The organism is Paraburkholderia sp. SECH2, from assembly GCF_030464795.1.
Taxonomy (GTDB): Bacteria; Pseudomonadota; Gammaproteobacteria; order Burkholderiales; family Burkholderiaceae; genus Paraburkholderia; species Paraburkholderia aspalathi.
This window is the reverse complement of sequence record NZ_JALPRH010000003.1, coordinates 82,263-102,018: the sequence shown is the minus strand read 5'-3', so window position 1 is coordinate 102,018 and position 19,756 is coordinate 82,263. Positions and strand designations below refer to the sequence as shown.

General features: G+C 66.0%; 17 protein-coding genes. 14 read left to right on the top strand and 3 right to left on the bottom strand.

Translation table 11 applies throughout. From position 1 onward, the window contains the following. Positions 1–67: 67 nt before the first annotated feature. Positions 68–466, bottom strand: coding sequence for a type III secretion protein HrpB2 (locus M0D66_RS07610; RefSeq protein ID WP_200651233.1), 399 nt, complete (start codon positions 464–466; stop codon positions 68–70). A 25-nt stretch (positions 467–491) separates the two neighbouring features. Further along, positions 492–1,100: an HrpB1 family type III secretion system apparatus protein gene (locus M0D66_RS07605; protein ID WP_093641326.1), complete on the bottom strand. Its 609-nt coding sequence runs from the start codon at positions 1,098–1,100 to the stop codon at positions 492–494. A gap of 312 nt (positions 1,101–1,412) precedes the next feature. Between M0D66_RS07605 and sctU the strand changes: the two genes are divergently transcribed. The 11 genes from sctU (at position 1,413) to M0D66_RS07550 (ending at position 11,568) form a co-directional block, all read left to right on the top strand. After that, positions 1,413–2,543 (top strand): type III secretion system export apparatus subunit SctU, encoded by a 1,131-nt coding sequence (gene sctU, locus M0D66_RS07600; protein WP_266210467.1) that lies wholly within the window; start codon positions 1,413–1,415, stop codon positions 2,541–2,543. 11 nt (positions 2,544–2,554) lie between these two features. Next, positions 2,555–4,660, top strand: coding sequence for a type III secretion system export apparatus subunit SctV (gene sctV / locus M0D66_RS07595; RefSeq protein ID WP_266210466.1), 2,106 nt, complete (start codon positions 2,555–2,557; stop codon positions 4,658–4,660). A 10-nt stretch (positions 4,661–4,670) separates the two neighbouring features. Next, positions 4,671–5,405 (top strand): type III secretion system protein SctP, encoded by a 735-nt coding sequence (gene sctP, locus M0D66_RS07590; protein WP_093641335.1) that lies wholly within the window; start codon positions 4,671–4,673, stop codon positions 5,403–5,405. 14 nt (positions 5,406–5,419) lie between these two features. Further along, positions 5,420–6,883 carry a type III secretion system cytoplasmic ring protein SctQ gene (gene sctQ / locus M0D66_RS07585; RefSeq protein WP_234486557.1) on the top strand — a complete coding sequence of 488 codons (1,464 nt, stop codon included), beginning with the start codon at positions 5,420–5,422 and terminating at the stop codon, positions 6,881–6,883. Beyond that, on the top strand, positions 6,867–7,517 hold the full coding sequence (gene sctR / locus M0D66_RS07580) for a type III secretion system export apparatus subunit SctR (protein ID WP_093641338.1): 651 nt from the start codon (positions 6,867–6,869) through the stop codon (positions 7,515–7,517). Before sctQ ends, sctR begins: the two co-directional genes overlap by 17 nt. Before the next feature lie 36 nt (positions 7,518–7,553). Further along, a complete protein-coding gene (sctS, locus tag M0D66_RS07575) occupies positions 7,554–7,817 on the top strand; it encodes a type III secretion system export apparatus subunit SctS (RefSeq protein WP_035546645.1) in 264 nt (87 codons plus the stop codon). A 38-nt stretch (positions 7,818–7,855) separates the two neighbouring features. Beyond that, on the top strand, positions 7,856–8,893 hold the full coding sequence (locus M0D66_RS07570) for a hypothetical protein (protein ID WP_266210465.1): 1,038 nt from the start codon (positions 7,856–7,858) through the stop codon (positions 8,891–8,893). Positions 8,894–9,046: 153 nt separating this feature from the next. Beyond that, a complete protein-coding gene (locus M0D66_RS07565) occupies positions 9,047–10,372 on the top strand; it encodes a type III secretion protein (RefSeq protein ID WP_266210464.1) in 1,326 nt (441 codons plus the stop codon). Positions 10,373–10,413: 41 nt separating this feature from the next. After that, the gene (locus M0D66_RS07560) at positions 10,414–10,662 is read left to right on the top strand and encodes a type III secretion protein (protein ID WP_200618477.1); all 249 of its coding nucleotides are present in this window, start codon (positions 10,414–10,416) and stop codon (positions 10,660–10,662) included. Positions 10,663–10,822: 160 nt separating this feature from the next. Then, positions 10,823–10,990 carry a hypothetical protein gene (locus M0D66_RS07555; protein ID WP_167378473.1) on the top strand — a complete coding sequence of 56 codons (168 nt, stop codon included), beginning with the start codon at positions 10,823–10,825 and terminating at the stop codon, positions 10,988–10,990. Between the two features lie 122 nt (positions 10,991–11,112). Continuing rightward, the gene (locus M0D66_RS07550) at positions 11,113–11,568 is read left to right on the top strand and encodes a CesT family type III secretion system chaperone (protein WP_093641351.1); all 456 of its coding nucleotides are present in this window, start codon (positions 11,113–11,115) and stop codon (positions 11,566–11,568) included. A 15-nt stretch (positions 11,569–11,583) separates the two neighbouring features. Here M0D66_RS07550 and M0D66_RS07545 read toward each other — a convergent pair whose 3' ends face one another. Beyond that, a complete protein-coding gene (locus tag M0D66_RS07545; RefSeq protein ID WP_266210463.1) occupies positions 11,584–12,048 on the bottom strand; it encodes a hypothetical protein in 465 nt (154 codons plus the stop codon). A gap of 321 nt (positions 12,049–12,369) precedes the next feature. On the opposite strand from M0D66_RS07545, the gene M0D66_RS07540 reads away from it, so the two are divergent. The 3 genes from M0D66_RS07540 to M0D66_RS07530 all read left to right on the top strand — a co-directional run bounded on the left by M0D66_RS07540 (position 12,370) and on the right by M0D66_RS07530 (position 19,704). Then, entirely contained in the window at positions 12,370–12,993 is a 624-nt protein-coding gene (locus M0D66_RS07540; protein ID WP_266210462.1) for a GNAT family N-acetyltransferase, read from the top strand. A 210-nt stretch (positions 12,994–13,203) separates the two neighbouring features. Further along, positions 13,204–16,335 carry a winged helix-turn-helix domain-containing protein gene (locus tag M0D66_RS07535; RefSeq protein WP_266210461.1) on the top strand — a complete coding sequence of 1,044 codons (3,132 nt, stop codon included), beginning with the start codon at positions 13,204–13,206 and terminating at the stop codon, positions 16,333–16,335. Between the two features lie 81 nt (positions 16,336–16,416). Further along, positions 16,417–19,704 (top strand): autotransporter, encoded by a 3,288-nt coding sequence (locus tag M0D66_RS07530; RefSeq protein WP_266210460.1) that lies wholly within the window; start codon positions 16,417–16,419, stop codon positions 19,702–19,704. Positions 19,705–19,756: the final 52 nt, after the last annotated feature.

The following is a 19,756-nucleotide window of genomic DNA, read 5'->3' as shown; positions in this document are numbered from 1 at the left end:
TCTCGCATCGTATGCACAAGGTTCGCGAAGGCGCAGCGCCACGTTCAGGGTGGCGTGCGCAAGCGCGTTACTGGTTCTTCATCAACGTTTCGATCGCCGACTTCGACGAATCCACCACGCCCATCTTCGCTTCCAGATCGAGCTGCGTGCTGGCAAGTTCGAGCGTCATGCGAATCGTGCCCGCGCTCATCTCGTTCATCGTCATGTTCGGCGCCTGCTCGGCGAGTTGCAGCGCGTCGTTAACGGTGTGCTGCAGCTCGGCGTCCTGCGAGGCGACCAGCTTCGAGGCAACCGCGGTGCCATCCTGCTGCGGCGTGGCGGGCGCGCTCATCGGCGACTTCTGCATCAGCGACTGGAACTTGTCGGCCATTTCAGGCGTGGTCTGCGCGGCCGGCGCGACGCCCGCACCTTGCGACATCTGCTCGAGCGAGGCTTGCAAGGCGGTCGTGGTGGCATTGACGGTCATGTGCGGCTCCGGAAACGGATGGAAATCAGGCTCGCAGGAACGACTGGTGCGCGTAGTCGGTCGTAGCCGGCGTGGCTGCTGTAGCCGGCGCGGGCGCTGCCGCCGCTGGCTGAACATCGGCCTCAGCGCCCTCAGCGGTTTCCGCATCGAACTCCGCCAGCGCCTCCAACGATTTCGGCGTGACGAACTGGCCGCCGGCGCGCTTCACCTTCATCGCGTTCAGCAGGTCCTCGCGGGCTTCGAGCGCACGCACCAGCGATTGCGTGTCGCGCGTCGGATTGTTTTCCATGGCTTCGGTCGCGCTTTGCTTCCAGTCCGGGTCGCCCTTAGCGGACAGACAGAAAGCAAGCAGCGCCTTGGCGTAGCCGAAGCGCGGCGCGTTCTCGCCCACCTGGCGCAGCACGTGGATGGCGTCGTCCCAGTGGCCGCGCACCATATGCAGGATGCCGTCGAGCGTGTCGATTTCGGCGACGCGCGGACGCAGCACGCGCAGCGCATCGAGCACAAGCTCGATGTCGTACGGGTCGGCCGACACCTTCGGGAAGTTGCTGAGCAACGCGGTCGAAACGGTTTCGATCAGACCGCCGACGACATCGGGGCTGCAATTCATGTATTCCGGCGTGCTGACGGTCATGGCGATGGGCTCCTGACAGAAGCGTTGAGATCGACCGTGCCGTTCGCAGCCGGTCGGGAAGGATGACGCAAACATAGCAACCGGCGCGTGGCGGCAAACCGTTGGACGCGAAGTGAGCGCATGGGATGCGAAGCCGACTGCCCGCTTCGTAATGCGCGCGCCCGCTTCGCCTCGCCCGGCACGGGGGCTCAGCGCGGGCGCTATCGTCAGGCGGGATATGCGGTCCTCGCCTCATGCACGTTTCGCACGTTTCGTGAACGCACCGCATGCCCCGCCCGCCCACGCCCTTCCTCCCATCGCGACCGAGCCGACATGAGCGACGAAAAGACCGAAGAGCCAACCCAGAAAAAGCTGCGGGACGCGCGCAAAGACGGTCAGGTGTCCCGCAGCAGCGACTTGACCGATTCGATTTCGATGTCGGCGGTGGTGTTGTTGCTGATGGCGGGCGCGAGCCACTTCAGCGACGCGATGCGCGAAGCGGTGCTGATCGCCACGGGCTTCGTCAACGGCGACCATTCGCTGACCAATATGCAGACGCAGTTCTACAAGATCGGCGGCCTTGCGTTGTCGGCGATCGTGCCGTGCGTATGCATCGCGGCGCTCGCCGCGATCGCGGGTTCGATCGGCCAGGTCGGCATGCAGATCGCCACCAAGCCGATCACGCCCGATCCGAAAGCCGTCAGCCCGATGGCGGGCCTCAAGCGCATATTCTCGGTTCGCACGCTGATCGAGTGCGCGAAGATGATCGTCAAGGCGGCGATCGTGTTCTGCGTGATGTGGCAGACCATCAAGTGGCTGTTTCCGCTGATCGTCGGCTCGCTGTATCAGCCGCTGCCGGAACTCGTGCGCATGTTCTGGGACCTGCTGCTGAAGCTCTTCATGGTGGCCGCGGCGGTGTTCGTGCTGGTCGGCGCCGCGGACGTCAAGCTGCAAAGCTTCATGTTCCTCAAGAAGATGAAGATGTCGAAGGACGAGGTCAAACGCGAGCACAAGAATCAGGAAGGCGATCCGCGCATCAAGGGCGAGCGGCGACGTCTCGCGCGCGAAATGCTGAACGCGCCACCGCAATCGAAAGTCGGCATGGCCAATATGATGGTGGTCAATCCCACCCACTATTCGGTCGCGGTGCGTTACGCGCCGGACGAACACCCGCTGCCGCGCGTGATCGCCAAAGGCATGGATGAGAGCGCTGCCGAGCTGCGGCGTGCAGCCCGCGATGCGGGCGTGCCGATCATCGGCAATCCGCCGGTTGCACGTGCGCTGTACAAGGTCGGCGTCGATCAGCCGATTCCCGAAGAGTTGTTCGAGACGGTCGCGGCGATTTTGCGCTGGGTCGATGCGATCGGCGTGCGGCGCGTGGAGGGCGATCTGGCCGCCGGCGCCGGGACACACGTCGATAGCGCGTCCATGCATCCCTCCGGCCCGCCGCCTGCCCTCCACTGACGAGACCCACCATGCTGAAGACGTTGAAACTTCCTGCCGGTGGTGAAATCGGCATCGTCGCGCTGATCGTCGCGATTATTTCGCTGATGATCCTGCCCTTACCGCCGACGCTGATCGACATTCTGCTCGGCGTAAACATCACAATCAGCGTGACCTTGCTGATGGTGACGATGTACGTGCCCGACGTGGTGTCGCTGTCCGCGTTTCCGTCGCTGCTGCTGTTCACCACGCTGTACCGGCTCTCGCTGAACATCGCGTCGACTAAGTCGATTCTGCTGCATGCGGAAGCCGGCCATATCATCGAGAGCTTCGGCGAACTGGTGGTGGGCGGCAATCTGGTGGTCGGGCTGGTGGTGTTCGTGATCATCACCACCGTGCAGTTCATCGTGATCGCGAAAGGTTCGGAACGGGTCGCCGAAGTCGGCGCGCGCTTCACGCTCGACGCGCTGCCAGGCAAGCAGATGAGTATCGACGCCGACCTGCGCGCCAATTTGCTGACCGCCGAAGAAGCGCGCCGCAAACGCGCGACGCTCGCTGTCGAAAGCCAGTTGCACGGCGGCATGGACGGGGCGATGAAGTTCGTCAAAGGCGACGCGATTGCGGGCTTGATCATCACGATGATCAATATCGTCGCGGGTATCGCGGTGGGTGTCGCGTATCACAACATGAGCGCGGGCGAAGCGGCGAACCGCTTTTCGATTCTGTCGGTCGGCGATGCGATGGTGTCGCAGATTCCGTCGCTGTTGTTGTCGGTGGCGGCCGGTGTGATGATCACGCGCGTCGCGGATGAACGGCAAGCCAAGCCCGGCTCGCTCGGCGACGAGATCGGTCGCCAGCTCGGTTCCAGTTCGCGCGCGCTGTATTTCGCGGCCGTGTTGCTGCTTGGCTTCGCCGCGGTGCCTGGGTTTCCGGCCGCGCTCTTCCTGCTGCTCGCCGGCACGCTCGCGTTCACCGCATGGCGTCTGAACGCAAAGAAGCCCCAGCAGCAAAATCACGAACGCGAATCGCTGCACGCCATGCAACGCTCGGGTTCGAAGACCGACGTGCCCGCGATTCTGGCGCGCACACCGCAGTTCACCTGCCCGCTCGGCGTTCGTATTGCGCCGGATCTGGTCGCCCGGCTGACCATGCCCGCGCTCGACAAGTCGTTCGAAACCGAACGCGCGCGCTTGCAGGAAGAACTCGGCCTGCCGTTTCCGGGTATCACGATGTGGACCTATGCCGCGCTGCCTTCATCCACTTGCCAGATCCTCGTGCACGATGTGCCGCAACTGACGATCGAACTACCGGCCGGCAAAGTGATGTTGCCCGAAGCCAGCCGTCTCGCGCATTCGGCTGCACCTGTCACGCTGACGAGCGAAGAAAGTCAGGCCATGGACGCGCTCATTGCGCAATGCGAAGCCGGTCCGCCAATCGACACGAGCGGCGCGCCGACGCGCTGGCTCGAAGAGCGTGCGGTGCCGCCGAAAACACCGGTGTGGCGTGCGGAACAGGCGATCGCGCATGCGTCGGTCGCACTGATGCGGCGGCACGCACCCCTCTTTCTCGGCATTCAGGAAGTGCAATGGATTCTCGATCAGTTGGGGAGCGACTATCCGGGCCTCGTCGCCGAAGTGCAGAAAGTGCTGCCGCCGCAACGGATCGCCGACGTGCTGCGCCGTCTGCTCGAAGAGCAGATTTCGATCCGCAATGTCCGCACGATCATGGAAAGTCTGATCGCGTGGGGACCGAAAGAAAAAGACATGCTGATGCTCACCGAGTACGTGCGCGGCGACCTCTCGCGCTTTCTCGCGCATCGGGCCGCGAGCGGCGAGCGGACCTTGTCGGCGGTGCTGTTCGACATGCCGGTCGAACAGCATATCCGTCAATCGATCAAGCAGACGCCGACCGGCAACTTCCTCGCCTTGCCGCCCGACGAAGCCACGTTGCTGATCGACAAGATCCAGTCCTTCGTCGGCGCTGTGCCGCGCGAGGGGGTGGCGCTGGTGACGTCGATGGATATTCGCCGTTACGTGCGGCGCATGATCGAGGCGCGGCTCGGCTGGCTTGCGGTGTATTCGTATCAGGAACTCGGCGAGCACGTTGAATTGCGGCCGCTCGGCCGTGTGTCGATCTGAGGCCGTGACGATGACGCACATCGTTTCGCGCCACGTGCGTGTCATTCCCGGCGAAGCGGACAGCGAAACGGCCGACGAAATCGACGCGCGTACAGCCTCGCGCGGATCAGGTGGGCGCGGCTTCGATTACGCGTCGCTGCTCGGACGGCGTCGTACGTTGCATCGGCTCAATAGCAATGCGAACACCGATGCGCATGCAGGTTCGCAAGGTGGAGACGAAGCGGATGCCGCCGAAGACACTGCTGATGCACCTGCTCCGTCTGCACCGCGCCCGTTCGAACGCAGCGGGAGCGATGCGGGCTCTGACGCGTCCGCGAGCACCGCGTCCGGCGCTGACGCGAATCCTTCGGCAAACGCGGACAGCACGCCATCGCCCGAACGTCTTGCGATCGGCGCGCGCGTCGCCGATGCCGCAGCGCCGGTCGTGACTGCCGTCTACCGGCAGCAGCAACGCTTCGTGCAACTGCTCGGCTCGCTTGCGCGTGAGATCGGCGCGTTCTGCGGCGATCCTTCGATTGCAGAAGCCGGCAACTGGGAAGTGCAGTTGCCGCTCGATCAGAAACTGCTGCCGCAGACCACGCTGTATCTGACGCTTTCGCGTTTCAGTCTGCAGCTTCGGTTCGACACGCCGGATACGGCAACGAGGCAACTACTCTTGGAACACAGCGCACTGCTCGAGCGAGAACTCGATACCTTGCTGCGCGCGTGGGGTGAAGCCCGCGAAATCGAACTCACTGTGTGGTGACGGATTCCCTGCGCATGACCTATCCGCTCGACGAGCCGACAACCGAAGACGAAGCCGCGACCGATCCGCACGCCGCGCGCGAGCGGACCTCGGGCGTGGGCCCTATATCGGGCGATACGGCGCGCGAGCGTGCCGCCGCGGTGGAATCGACGCATCGGTCGAGCGACGTTGCTCGTAGCGCGCAGCAGCAGCAGCACGGTGCAGCTGCAATGCCGATCGCAACGATAAGGAATCCGGCACACGATGCGGCTGTGGTCGAAACACCCGTTACGCCGATCGCGCCGCTGCGTCTACCAGCTATCGGCCGCGCCGCCGCGCGCGTGACGCGCACGGTCTGCGATGCGCGGGTCGCCGGTTATCTGCATGCGACGCTCGGCGTCACCGAATGGCACGCCGCCTTGATCGATGCACACAGCGTTGATGCGGCTTACGCGGACCCGGGCGTCATCGAACTAACGCTCGCTTCGGCGGATGGCAATTCGACCGTCGCCATGCGCGTTGCTCTCGATCTGCGCGACTATCCGGCCCTCTCGATCGCGGCGTGGCCGGACAGCGACGCGCTCACCACGAAGCCTCCCGCCGACGTCGCGTTACGTCAGGCTGTTGCCGGCGTCGTGCTGGAACCACTATTCGAGCGATTGATCCGCGCAGGTTTCAAAGGCCCACGTGTCGCCGCTGTTCGCCGCGGGCGGCTGAACGAGGCTAATGCCGACGCACCTGTCGTCGCACTCTCGTTCGTGCTCGGTGAACGCCGCTATCAGGCCGCGCTCAGCGCCGATCCCGCGTGCTATGACCTGCTCGACCGGTTGTTACGTACGGAACCCGCGCCTGCGTCGGTTTCATCACACGCAGCAGCCGCTTCAACCGCATCATCGGCGTCGCCCGATCGCACACCAGAAACCGCCTTCGACCTCACCGTCCCCGGCAGCCTGATCCTCGGCGTCAAGCGCTTACCCGTCGACACACTGCACGCGCTGGAACCCGGCGACGTGCTGCTGCGCGCCGCCTTCCCTTCGCTCGATGCAACGCTGCTCGATGCCTCGAACGATCCCTCTTCGCCTCACGCGCGGCCACGTGCCGTCGCCGCGTGGGGAACCCCCGGGCTCACCCGTGTGTGCGCCGCTGTGGAACTCGACGGGCAGTCGCTCGTCATCGTCAAGGAGCCGAACATGTCAGAAGAGCTGGACCCGGCGAGCGCCGACGCCGGGCTCGCCATCGACGACCCCGCCGACCCGATCCGGATCGGCGAACTCGAGCTGCCGGTGCAGTTCGAGATCGACACGGTGGCACTACCGCTCGCCCAGTTGTCGGCGCTCGGCCCCGGTTACGTGCTCGAACTGCCCGTACCCGTGGCAGACGCGCAATTGCGGCTCGTCGCACACGGACAGACCATCGGCTATGGCGAGCTGGTGACGGTCGGCGAGCATCTCGGCATCCGCATCATTCGCATGGCGCACAGGCATGGTCCAATTCAGTGATATCACCGGGCTGCTGCTGGTCGTCGTCGCGATCAGCCTGCTGCCCTTCGTTGCCATGGTCGTCACGTCTTACGCGAAAATCGTCGTAGTGCTGGGCCTCTTGCGCAATGCGCTCGGCGTGCAGCAGGTACCGCCGAACATGGTGCTCAACGGCATCGCGATTCTGGTGTCCATCTACGTGATGGCGCCGATCGGCATGCTCGCCGCGAAATCGCTCGAAGGGCAACAGCTCGCCGCCCAGCCTTCGCAAGCGTTGATTCAGGCATTCGGCGCGGCGCGCGAGCCGTTCCGCGCGTTCCTCGTCAAGCACACCAACGAGCGCGAAAAGCGCTTCTTCCTGCGCTCGGCTTCCGTGGTGTGGCCGAAGGAAGAAGCCTCGCAGATCAAGGAAGACGATCTGATCGTGCTGGCGCCCGCGTTCACGCTGACGGAAATGACCGACGCGTTCAAGATCGGCTTTCTGCTGTACATCGCGTTTATCGTGATCGATCTGATCATCGCGAACGTGCTGCTCGCGATGGGCCTGAACCAGGTCACGCCGACCAACGTCGCGATTCCGTTCAAGCTGCTGCTGTTTGTCGTGATGGATGGCTGGTCGACGTTGATCCACGGTCTCGTGATGTCCTACAAATAGCGCGCGTAGTCGGAACGACCGCCTAGGGAAACTCACATGGAAATCGATTCGCTGATCCGCTTTACCACCGAGGGCATGCTGCTGTGTCTGACCGTATCGCTGCCGGCGGTGATCGTCGCGGCGGTGGTCGGGCTCGGCGTGTCGTTCCTGCAGGCCATTACGTCGATGCAGGACCAGACGCTCTCGCACGCGGTCAAGCTGATCGCGGTGACGGTGGTGATCGTGGTCGCCGCGCCGCTCTCGTGCGCGGCGATTCTGCACTTCGCCAACGAAATGATGCAGGCAGCCGTGCCGCTGTAAAGCGGCGCACTGCCTGACCGACCTGCGAGGCGATCGACATGAGCCGCATCTCTCATCAGGGCAGCGATACGGCGGCGGCCCAGGCACAACACGTCGCCCAGTCGCAGCAGAAAGCGGCCAATGCGCAAGGTGCTCGCAACGGCGCGCAATTCGCGGCGCTGTATCGCGGCACCACCAATTTCACTTACGGCAACGACGCGCAGCGTGGTCCGTCGGTGAGCTCGGTGCGTGCGAAGCGAATGGCCGATCAGTTGGCACGCAAACGTCGCGCCGCGAAGAAGCAGCGCAGTAATGCCGGGGGGCTCGACGACGACGGCCCGGACGACGCCGAAGCGCATCATGCCGAGGGCCATAAGGTCAACCGCGACGGCGGCGGGCGTGGCGGCGGTGGCCATTCGCAGGGCGATCATAGCGATGAACATGATTCCGGCGCGGCGCCGTCGATCAAGGCGCGCGGCGATCGCAACGCCGTGCCGCCTCCACCGCCGGGCCGTCTCGACGCGATCGCCGCACAGTATGCACAGCCGGGGCAGGAAGGCGCGCGCGCCGCAGCGGTGCGCGATGCGTGGCGCACGGACATGCTGAACCTGCGCGAGCAATTGGCCGCCAATCCGCAGATGCCGATCGACGCGCGCGTGCTGGAACAGGCGATCGATCTGCTTGGCGTGCAGCAGCGGATCGGCAGCATTGCCGCGTCGCAGCCAGGTGCGGGATCCGGCGTAGCTGCGTTGCGTGAGCGTACGGGCGGGTCGACCGCCCAAGGCGTGACGCGCTTGCCGCCGCCGGAGCGAGTGCAGCGTTTCAACCTGCTGTTTCCGTTGCTTTGGCTGCATGCCGACAAACCGTCCAATGCGGCGCAGCTCAACCGGTCGATCGACACGTTGTGCGTGATGCGCAGCGGCACGTTGGGGCGGTCGCCGGTTTCAGGCTCTTCCGAGGCGCCGGGGACCGCGGGCGCGTTGGGTACATCTGGCGCAACCGAGTCTGCCCCTGAAAGAAGCGCCCATGCAGCCGCACCCGGCGCGCCGACGCCCCCGCCAGGCCCGCGCCGGGCCTTTCCTGGCGGCGGCCGCTAGGCGGTTTGCCGCGCGGCTTCGCATCCCATGCGGCGCCTTCGCATCCGCTCCCGACCATGCCATAGCGGGCGGCTACATTAGGGTCGATCGGGCCGGTCGCGCCGTGCACCGCGCGCGCCCCGGTTCTCCTCCCATCCACCCTGTGCGAGCACGATGAAACTGCTGCGGATACTGACGGGCGTTCACGCGGGAGCGCAATTGCAGCTCACGCCGGGCACGCATCGCGTCGGCGCCGACGACGATGCCGACATCCGCCTCACCGACTGGCGCGGTGCGGATGCGCTGCTGCACGTCGATGCGAGCGGCGTGGTCAGCGCACAGCGCGTCGCGGCTGCGGCCGTGCAGACAGTGGACACGGCAGACGGGCAGCCAGCACAGCCCGCCGTCGCGGAAGAAGTGGTGTTGCTGGTGGACTTCGTGCCGATGCAATTCGACGACATGATCCTGTGCGTCGGCGCGGACGACGCCGTGTGGCCGTCCGACCTCGACCTGCTGTCGATGCTCCTGACGCGCCCCGCCGAAGCGCGTTTCGCCGCCGAACGCAAGAAGCGCCGCCGCTATGTCGGCGCCGTGGTGGCGTGCTTCGCGCTCGGTATCGTGATCGTCGCCGGTTCGCTGCTGACGACCACGCAGATGAGCCGCGCCGCCCTGCCGCGCAATGCGGACGACCGCGCGCAGCGCGTCAGCGAAGCGTTGGCCGCGGCCCACGTGAGCGGTTTGCAGGCGCATGCAGTGGGCAATACCGTGGTGGTGACCGGCATGGTCACGAGCCCCGCCGACGACGACGCCGTGCGCAACCTGCTCGCGCGGATTTCGACGACCGGCATCTCGCGCAACTACGACGTCGCACAGAACGACGCGCGCAGCATCGAGGATTCGCTCGGCGTTGCGGGCGCTCACGTGCGCTATCTCGGCGACGGCAACTTCGCGATAACAGGTGCCGTCAGCAGCCGCGCGGATCTCGACGCCGCGCTGGCGCGCGTGCGGGCCGATCTGGATTCGAATGTGAAAAACGTGGTCGTGGAAGCCGCGGAAAACACCAGCATCGCCGCGGCCAACCCGAGCGCGGCGTCGTATTCCGAAATGATTTCCTCCGACGACGTCCGCTACGCGCAGACGCCAGACGGCGTCAAACATATCTACGCGATCGATCCGCCAGCGTCGGATAGCGATGCGGCAGCCGCGGCGAATGCGGCTTCGGGAGCCGGCGGCGCAAGCGGCGTAGTGGTCGCCAACGGCAATGCCAATGCCAACGCCAACGCAGCCACTCAATCCAGCGTCACCGCGACAGCGAATGCAAACGCCACGGCGAAAGGCACTTCCAACGCCGCCCACGCAGCAAACATGGCAAACCCATCGAACCCGGCAAACGCCTCGATCGTCGACAACGACACCGTCACCCGCAGCGCAGCCGGCGTCGTGCCGCTGCCCAACCCCGCGACGCTGCCGACCGCGCAGCCACGCGGTCCGTCCAGCTGACCCATTACCGGCACACCGCCCCGTTCAATCAGGAGATCGACATGTACGAGCAGCTCGAAACCCACGCCAGCGAATTCAACGACCTGCAGAAGACGCTCGCCGATCCGGCCGGCGCGCCGAAAGTGGACGCGATCCGTCAGGCGCTCGACGCAACTGCGCAGCGAATCAGCGACACGCAGGGCGCAACCGACCTCGATCGCAACAATCTGGCAAAGCTGTATCGCGGCTTTCTCGCTGCGTCGCGCGTGATCGTGCGGCTGCAGGAAAAACAGGCCGGCGCGCACGCCTGATACGGCGGCGCGGTGGCTCACTGCGAGCCTGGTGGCGTATCACGCACCGGACTCGCGGGCAACGCGCTTGCCGCGGCGGCCTGTTCTTATGAGCAGCCGGCGCGGCGGCAGGTCTCGATATAGGCCACTCACTCTCTACCCATAGTCACTGGAGGTTCTTATGTCCGTAGGAAGCGCAGGCGGAATGATGGCTGGTCTCACGCAGGAAATGGACCAGATGACGATGATGTCAGCCCAGATGCAAGTTGAGCAAAGCATGTATTCGTCGGTGGCGAACATTGCGAAGAGCGGTGCAAGCAACGTCAAGGATGCTTCGCGCGGTAGCTAAGCATCGCAGACGCGGGCCGCTCGCCATCGGCGGCGGTCCGCACACGGCCGGTCCTGTTTTGCGTGGGACCCGGCCGTGTTTTTTGCGGCATTCTCAGCATTCGCCGGATAGAAGGTACGAGGATGAGCAGCGAGCGTTACACCAGCCTGATCGTGGATCTGTGCGCGACCGTCGGTCTCGGCGACGCGGATCACGTGCTGCGCACGCGGTCGATCGAGGTCGAAGGCTTCGACGTGCGGCTCGACTATTTCGAGCGCGACCTCGACGCGATGTATGCGAATTTTCATTTCGGCACGGTGACGGCCGGGCGCACGCTCGTCGTCTTCCGGCTCATGCTCGAAGCCAACCTGCTGATCTATGCACAGGATCAGGCGCAACTGGGGCTCGACACGGACACGGGCGGCGTGGTGCTGGTGCTGCGCTTGCCGTTCGCCGACGGTCTCAACGGCGAAGGGCTCGCCGATCTGCTCGCGCATTACGCGGAGCATGGCCGCTACTGGCGGCAGAACATCGTCGAATCGAACGACGAGATGTTTGAAGGCATCGCTTCGGGGGAGTACTTCTGGCTGCGCGCCTAAGCCCGCATTACTGCATTACCCCTTCGACGCCTCTTCGACATTGTGCGCGCCCTGCTTCAGCAACTCCGCGATCTGATTGACCGCCGCCTGCTCCAGTTGCATCACACCGCCCAGTACGTTCAAGCCTGCCGACGCCACGCCGGTTGCATCGTTCGCGACGGTGGCCGCGCCTTGCGTCAGCCCGCCGAACCGGCCGGGACGGCCTGGCACGCCGCCGGGCACGCCGCCCACGCTTTGCTGAGGCACCACAGGCCTGCTCGCCGACGAGGTGTTGGCCGAGAACGACGCGCCCTTGCGCTTGCCGGTTGCCTCGCCGCTGCCGTTGGCGGCGAGCTGGCTGAGATTCGCGTCCGCTTGCTGACTGGCGTGCGCCGCCCCGTCGACGGGCTTGCGGCCGCCGGTGGCAGGCGACGACGGCGTGCTGATGTCGGATAGCGGTAGCGTGCTGCTCGGGCGTGAAATCGACGGGGAATCCGGCATGGTGCGAGGCTCCTGATGGAATGTGCGCTGCGGTGACGAAGCGCAAGACGGGACGTCGAACAGGCATCCTGCTCGACCTTACAACAGGCGTACGAGGCCCGCGGTAACAGCGCGAAATAGTGTGCGACGAAGCGAAGCCGGATGCAGGGCGCGATGGGACAAATCACGTAGCCGCGAGCACGGTCAGCCGCACGCCAGCGCCTTGCCGGCCGTCCGCGGCCCGGTCTTCGCGCCCCCTTACGCCGGTTCGCGGACCGTCGTGCGTGAGTCACACGCGGGCGGCACACTGCATGAGTTCGTCGCTCATTCGGAGTCCGAGTCATGCGCTTCATCCCGCTCGACAGCATGGAAACGCCCTATCTGCGGCTGCGTCCGCTCACCCTTGCCGATGCGCCCGCCCTGTTCGACCAGATGCTCGGCGACGCCGACACGATGCGCGACCTGCCGGTGCTGCGCCATACCGGCGTGGCGCAAACCACCGAATTCGTCGACGAAGCGCTGCGCGGCTGGGACGACGGCAGCCTGATTCGCTACACGCTCGAATGCAAGGAGACCGGCCGGCTGACCGCATTGATCGAATTGAAGCCGACGCTGCCGCGCGTGGAGATCGGCGTGATCATCAGCCGGCATGGCGGCGCTCGACGCCGCCGGGCTGGCGTACTCGCGCTGCAGGAATTGATCGACTGGCTGATCGAGCAGCCGGGCGTGTACCGCGTCTTCGCCTGCTGCGCCGTGGATGGCGCCGCGCACAGTTCGATGGAGCGCCTCGGCTTCGTCCAGGAAGCGCGGCTCACGAATCACGAGCCGCGTCCGAACCGCGGCCTCGCTGCCGACGACAGCTTTCTCTACGCGTTGACGCGGCCCGCACCGGTCCCGCCGAAGCCGGCCAGCGAAGGTGCGGCCTGGCTGCGCAACACGATGCAGTGGAGTCTCGCGGACGCCTGAAGCCGCCGAACCGCCCAACCGCCCAACCGCCCAACCGCCCAGCAGAAGGCCCAAGCCGGAACGAAGAAGTGTCCGCAAGACAAGCAATTGTTCACTTCTCAGGCGATAATGCAAAGGTCAGACGAATACCGCATCGCGGCCATTCGTTACGCGTGCCTCGCGAGTACCCCTCGCCGGTGGACCGAAACACAACTACGCCGGAGACCCATCATGTCGCTACCGCGGCTCACCGGTCAGGTGATCGCCTTTTCGCGATTCTGGCTCGCGCGCGAGGTGGGCCTGCTGATTTCCGACGGCGCCGTCATCGAACTCGGCGCGCGCCCCTTCGCGATGCTCGCTGCCCTGCTCGAGGCGCGTGGCCGCGTTGTGTCGACCACCGAGTTGCGCGAAATCGTCTGGCCGGACAGCAATGTCGATGCAAACACGGTGCAGGCGCAGATCTCGGCGATTCGCCGCGCGCTCGACGACGACCGCGACCTGATCGTCACCGTGGCCGGCCGCGGCTACCGCTTTGCGGGCGAAGTCCGCGTGCTCGACACACCCGACGCCGGACTCGATTTCCCGGTGGCGAACGCCGGCAGCATAGCCGCGTCGCTCGCCACCTCGTTCGCGGCGACAGCCGCAGCCAGCCCGCCGACCACGGCCGGACTCACGTTCGGTTCGTCGTACGGCTCGTCCTATAGCGCAACGTGGCGCGGCGCCGCTCCGGCCTCGCCGCGCACCGCGTATTCCAAAGCCGCGCCGTCCGCGACGCTGACCTCAGTCACAGCCGTATCGAGCCTCGCCGCGGCCGCCGTGCCGGCCACCTCGGCTTTTCCGGCGTTGATGCCGACCAGCGCCGTCACGTCGCTGCGCTCGCAGATCATCGACCCGTCGCCGTTCATCGGCCGTCATGCCGAACTGTCCGAATTGCTTGCGCTAGTGCCCACACGCCGCATCGTCACGCTGACGGGTGCGTCAGGCGTCGGTAAAACGCGACTCGCGATCGAAGCCGCCAGCCACCTCGCGCCGCATTTCCCAGACGGCGACTTTTGCGCGGCGCTGGCCTCGCTCGCTCAGCCCGACCGCATCGCCAACGCGATCGGCGCGGCCGTCGGCCTGGAACCGGATAACGAATTGGCGATGGCGGCCAATCTGGCCATGCAGATCGGCGAGCGCCGCATGCTGCTGATCGTCGATCACTGCGATCATCTGAGCGAAGCCGCGGCCGAGTTCATCGATACGCTGGTGGCGAATACAGGCGGCTTGCATGTGATCGCCACGTGCGAGTCGCCGCTTTTCATCGGCGGCGAAACGGCCGTGCCGGTGGCCGCGTTGCGCGCGCCGCCCGAGCAGATCGACGGCACGCCCGCCACGCTCGACTACGACGCGCTGCGCCTGCTCTTCACCCGGCTCGCGCACTGTCTGAAGCCAGCCGCTTTGCATGCGCCGCTGCCCGAAGTGGACAGCATCGCGCCGACCACCTTTGCGGCGGCCGCGCTGATTTGCCGGCGTGTCGACGGTGTGCCGTTCGCGCTCGAACTCGCTGCGGCGACCATCGCCGGCCAGGTGCGTGCGGGTGTGCCGCCGGAAGACGCGATCGTCGCATTCGCGCGAGAACTCGATACGGTGATGACGCATCGCAGCGGCGGGCGCCGCATCGTGCTGCCGCGCGCGGCGATCGTCCACGTGATGCTCGACCTGTCGTACGCGGCGCTCGAGGCGCCGACCCGCACCGTGCTGCGCCGGCTCGGCATTTTTGCCACCGCGTTCTCGCACGACGCTGCCTGCGAAATGCTCGGCGCGTTCGGCAGCGACTACGGCTTCGGACCGCCCGACCCGCGCCAGCTGGAACGCCAGCTTCATACGCTGATGGATGCAGGCCTCGTGAATGCAGTCGACTGCGACGGCGCCTTGCGGCTGCGCTTGCCGCCCGCCGTGCGCCGCTTCGCGCTCGACGCGCTGGAGCGCAACCGAGAAAGCGCCGAGGCCGATCTGCATCACGCGCAGTTCGTCGCCCGCGATATGGCGCGCCGGTTCGGCGCGGGCGTCGCCGTGGCCACCGCGCACAGCCGCCACGATATCGACGCGCTGCGCGCTGCGCTCGAATGGGCCGTCTCGGTCGACAAGGTGGAACTGTGCACCGAGTTGCTCGACAACACGGCGCCGATGTGGGGGGCGCTCGCGCTCGTCGACGAATACATCGGCTGGGTGCGCGCCGTGCTGGCGCGCGTGGACAGTGTCTCGATGCGCCGTATCCGCGACGAGATGCGCTTGCGCGCCGTGCTTGCGCGCGCGTTGATGCTCAAGCGCAGCACGTCGAACGAGATCGTCGAGAGCTGGCAGCGCACCTACGAGCTCGCCAATATCTGCGCCGACACGCCGTATCGCCTGCGTGCGCTGTTCTGCCTCGTGATGTGCGCGCTCGACGCCGGCGAGATCGAGCATTGCCGGCGCCTCTCCAACGAGTTCAGCGAAATCGCGCCGGTGGCGCACAGCCAGGCGGTCAGCATCAACGCGCGGCGCATCGAAGGCATCGTCAAGGCGTATGCGGGCGAGTTCGATACCGCGATCCGCCTGCTCGCACCGGTCGTCGGACTCAACGACGAAGCGGCCGACGAGATCGACGAAGACGTCAGTCGCGAGGCCAATGCGGTCGCCACCAGCTATGGGCTGTCGCTGCATCTCGTGGCGCGGGCGATTCACGCCGTGGCGCTGTGGCTGGTCGGTCAACCGCATATGGCCGCGCCGCTGCGCGTCACGATCCGCGATCCCGCCGACGAAAGCGAACCGCTCGCCGGCTGCATCGCGCTCGGCCTCGCCTGCGCACTTGCCGCACTCGACGACGACATTCCGCTCACCGAATCCTGCGCGGCGGCGATGGTGACGCGAGCGCGAGCGGCGGGCGTGAAACGCTGGCTGCGTCTCGGCCTCGACTTTCAACTTTGGCTCGACGCGCGGCGCGGCGATCAGGAAGCCGCGCGGCGGCTGATTACCGGCGCGATGAAGCGGATGGCGCGCGAACGCGTCAATGTGCCCGATATCGCCTTCATCGCCACGCTGCTGCCGCGCATCGCGCTGCAGGACGAACCGGAATTCGCGGCCGCGCTCGGCGCGACGCTGCGCGAAGCGGTGAGCCGCAGCGAACGCACCGGCGAGCTCTGGTATGTGCCGGAGTTGCTGCGTCTGATTGCGACGCTGCGTCAGCGCAGCGGCGAAGATCCGCGGGCGGTGCGGCCGCTGCTTGAAGACGCGCTGCAGCGCGCCCGCCAGCACGGCGCACGACGGCTCGAATTGCGCATCACCGTCGATCTCGAAGCGCTCGACGCATCGGCTTCCGCGGGGCTGCTTCGCGTGCGATGACCTCGCTTCGCACCCTGCCTGGGACTGTCATATGCGCTCCATACCGTGACTTCAACTGCCGCTCGTTGAACGTCACGCGCCATGTCCGACATCCATGCAGTACCGCAGCACCCGATTCACACGCCCGAGGCCGAAGGGACTGAAGCGGCCGGTCATCAGCCTGCCGGTGCGCCCGCCGTGCAACCCACGGGGGTGCCACAAGCCCGGCCGCTGGTCGACGAAACGCTGCTGGGCAGGCTCGGTAACAAGCTGTCGCGCACCGGCGCACGGCTGCGCGCGAGCAAGTTCGATATCAGCACGGCGCTCTCGCAAACGAGTCAGCACGGCAAGCCATTTGCGCCGGCCGATTTCACCGCGGACGGCGAGCGCTATCCTGCGAAGCCGGTGGTGGCGTCCAACGCCGCGGGAACGCCGTTGGCGAAGACCGAGCGGCAAGTCCGGCAGGCGCTTGGCAAGACGGCGCAGTCTTCGTCCGCTTCGTCATCCTCGGCGGGCAGACTCGCCGCAGAACATGAAAACGAAGCATCGACGATTCCGCTCGACGCGATGGCCGGCGAGGCCGCGCTGCGCGACTATGTGGGTCGCCAATTGCCTGGCCCTCAAGGCAACCTGCTCGCGCAGGGCGAGCTTTCGCATCGGCTGGCGGCGCTGAGCGGCCCCGACGCCGCCACCGACACCCATCGCGGCGCCCTGGTCGCCCAGGCGTTACACGGCGCCAATATCGGCGACGCGCACAGTGCCAACGAAGTGCTCGACGCACTCGAACAGCTCGACTTCGCGCAGATGCACACGGCCCGCTCGACGACGCCCGCCGAAGCCGGCGCATGGCAAGTCGCCCGCACGCTGGCGCGCACCGACGCCGGTTTCGACGCGCTCAACCAATTGCGCCATCACGGCCAGCCGCCGCCCGGCGATGCGTCGACGCAGCTCGCCCAGCGGATGATGCTGCAAGCCGCCGATGCGCTCGATCCGCCGCTCCACGGTGCAGGCCCGGCGCAAGATCCCGCGCCGGCCGCCGTCGCCGCGCGTTCAGCACCCGCGGCCGGCACGCCGCTGCATGAAACCCCGCTAGCGTGGCAGGCGTACGACGCGGCGTCGACACTGACCACACAGGGTCGTGGCGCACTCAACGCCGATCAGAAGGGCGCGTTTTTCGCATGGCGCCAGAATTTTCGTGAAGACGGACGCGGCAGCGACTTGTCGCAGGCACGCGAACGTCTTAACAAATTCTCAGCGAAGACGATCGACCGCGTCGGCGAAAACCGTTGGAAGACCTTCTTGCCGCGGCTCGCCGGCAAACGTAGCTCGCCGTTGTCGGCGCTGCGCTTCGGCACGCAAGGCGTGCCGCGCAAGACCGTCGGCACTGAGCAGGGAAAGCTCGAGGAGGCCATGCGCGGGTCGTTGGCGCCGCTCTCCGAGCGGCCCGAGATGCGCCCCGCCGCCGCGCTTTCGCATGCCCGCCCGGAGCAGTCGATCGCCGAACTCGCGGCGCTGCATGTCTGGCTCGAATCAGGCGGCTTTCCGAATGGCAAGCTCGATGCGGAACAGTTGCACAAGGTCACCGAGCGCGCGCAGCAGTTGTGCGCCGAGCTGCAACCACGCGACGTCGGTTCGCCTGCAACGCTCGCGCGCCTGCAAACCGAAACCGCGCGCTGGGCCGCCGCCGATCCGCACGCGCTCGCGCGCAGCAAGCCGTTCAAGTCGATCGCGAAACAGCCGTTCAATCTGGAGCGGCTCGCCTCGTGGGGCAAGGTCGCGAAGGTGCCCGCCGATTCACCGTTCTGGGCCCATGTCTCCGACCTGAAGGACAAAGCGCGCCCGCCCGCGCCGACCGCCACCGCGGACACTGCCGACACGGTCCGGCAAACGCTCAAGGACGTCGCACACGATCTGCAATCGAGTTCACGCCTGCGTCTTACCGACGGCCGCCGCATCGGTGTCAGCACGCGCGGGTTGTCGGCGAATCTCAGCAAGGTGCTGCATACCGGCGGCGTGCCGATCGCGCCGCGCCTCGATCTGCGCGCGTCGAAAAGCCGTGAAGCCGTGGTCGAATTGAGCCGCGGCACGCACGGCGTCGAGATGTTCGTCGGCACCGCAAAAACGCAGGTGCGGCATGCGGGGGTCGGCGTACTGGTCGGCTACGACATGGACGTCGGGCTGACCCAGTTGCGCGCCGGGCTGACCACCCAGGCCGTGCTGCACTCGCAGGAGTTGTCCGAGCCGAGCGGCGTGTCACTGCGCGTGGCACGCCGCGTCAATCCGAACGGCACCGGCTATGAAGATAGCGCGATGCGCGAAAAACTCGAAGGCATCATCGATCATGTCTTCGACGAAACGACCGCGGCGCACGGCGCCAACTCGGGCGGCTCACGCGGCACCTGGAACCGGCTCGCCGAACATTATTTCGATGATCCCGATGTGTCGATCAGCTGGACCGACACTGTGGCGCGCACCGTCAAACGCGGGGCCTCCGCCGATGTCGGCCTTTCCGTAAGCGTGCCGAAGATCGGCTCGCCGTTTCGCGCGGGCGCCAACATCGGCATCGGTTATGAGAAAACCGCGAAACAGACGCTCGATTCGAATGAGCAAAGTGGGCGCATGCAAATCGAGCAACATCGCGTCGGCGCCGGCTCGCGTCTGATCGGGCGGCTGAGCGGCACCGTCAGCGCGACGCAGCCGGTCGGCGCGAAAGAGTCGAGCGTGGGCGTGGGGCTCGTCTCGCTCGACGCGCCGTCCGCGACCATGACGTTCAACGACGACAGCCACCTTGCCAAAGTACAACTGGTGCGCGAAGACGGCGCGCTGGTGCATCGCGCGTGTCTACTCGACACGGAGTATTCGAGTGCCGAAACCTACACGCGCGCACTCGATGCGAGCCGTGACCAGTGGGTCGATCTGTTCACTGAGCAGGTAAATGCAGAACAGGAAGGCGAACGGCAGGAAGCGCGGCTGAACGGCAGGCCCGAGCCGCAGCTACCACCGGCACGCACGCTCGCGGAACAACGGCTCGACCGGCACCTCGGCGATGTGAAGGCGAACCGGCGGCCAAACCAGACTTACTTCCACCGTTACCGGTTAAAGCGTAGCGCGGCAAAAGAGCTCGACATGCTCGCGGCGATGTCGAAGCAACTGCCGCCCGGCGAGGCCGCTGCCGGGCGCGCGAAGATCGATGAAAAGGTGAATGGCATTCTGAACGAGCCTGCCTCGTGGATGCCGATTGAACTGAAGGTCAAGGAGCGCACAACCAGCACGCAGAGTCCTGGTTTGAATTTCGCGCTGCAGTTGAATACGCAGACGAGTGCGACGGGAGACAGGGAGTTGTTTGCGGAGAGTATTCCGTTTGCGCTGGTGGATCAGTTGGATCGTTGATGTGCCGCAAGCGCGCCAACCTTGCTCCCGATCCCCTGTTGCGACCATCAGT

Bases quoted from the DNA above. Each gene is read 5' to 3' on its own strand.
- M0D66_RS07570 (WP_266210465.1), top strand. From the start codon at position 7,856: ATGAGCCGCATCTCTCATCAGGGCAGCGATACGGCGGCGGCCCAGGCA.
- M0D66_RS07560 (WP_200618477.1), top strand. From the start codon at position 10,414: ATGTACGAGCAGCTCGAAACCCACGCCAGCGAATTCAACGACCTGCAG.
- M0D66_RS07605 (WP_093641326.1), bottom strand. From the start codon at position 1,100: ATGACCGTCAGCACGCCGGAATACATGAATTGCAGCCCCGATGTCGTC.
- sctP (WP_093641335.1), top strand. From the start codon at position 4,671: ATGACGCACATCGTTTCGCGCCACGTGCGTGTCATTCCCGGCGAAGCG.
- sctQ (WP_234486557.1), top strand. From the start codon at position 5,420: ATGACCTATCCGCTCGACGAGCCGACAACCGAAGACGAAGCCGCGACC.
- M0D66_RS07565 (WP_266210464.1), top strand. From the start codon at position 9,047: ATGAAACTGCTGCGGATACTGACGGGCGTTCACGCGGGAGCGCAATTG.
- M0D66_RS07610 (WP_200651233.1), bottom strand. From the start codon at position 466: ATGACCGTCAATGCCACCACGACCGCCTTGCAAGCCTCGCTCGAGCAG.
- sctS (WP_035546645.1), top strand. From the start codon at position 7,554: ATGGAAATCGATTCGCTGATCCGCTTTACCACCGAGGGCATGCTGCTG.
- M0D66_RS07530 (WP_266210460.1), top strand. From the start codon at position 16,417: ATGTCCGACATCCATGCAGTACCGCAGCACCCGATTCACACGCCCGAG.
- M0D66_RS07540 (WP_266210462.1), top strand. From the start codon at position 12,370: ATGCGCTTCATCCCGCTCGACAGCATGGAAACGCCCTATCTGCGGCTG.
- M0D66_RS07550 (WP_093641351.1), top strand. From the start codon at position 11,113: ATGAGCAGCGAGCGTTACACCAGCCTGATCGTGGATCTGTGCGCGACC.
- M0D66_RS07545 (WP_266210463.1), bottom strand. From the start codon at position 12,048: ATGCCGGATTCCCCGTCGATTTCACGCCCGAGCAGCACGCTACCGCTA.
- sctV (WP_266210466.1), top strand. From the start codon at position 2,555: ATGCTGAAGACGTTGAAACTTCCTGCCGGTGGTGAAATCGGCATCGTC.
- M0D66_RS07555 (WP_167378473.1), top strand. From the start codon at position 10,823: ATGTCCGTAGGAAGCGCAGGCGGAATGATGGCTGGTCTCACGCAGGAA.
- sctU (WP_266210467.1), top strand. From the start codon at position 1,413: ATGAGCGACGAAAAGACCGAAGAGCCAACCCAGAAAAAGCTGCGGGAC.
- M0D66_RS07535 (WP_266210461.1), top strand. From the start codon at position 13,204: ATGTCGCTACCGCGGCTCACCGGTCAGGTGATCGCCTTTTCGCGATTC.
- sctR (WP_093641338.1), top strand. From the start codon at position 6,867: ATGGTCCAATTCAGTGATATCACCGGGCTGCTGCTGGTCGTCGTCGCG.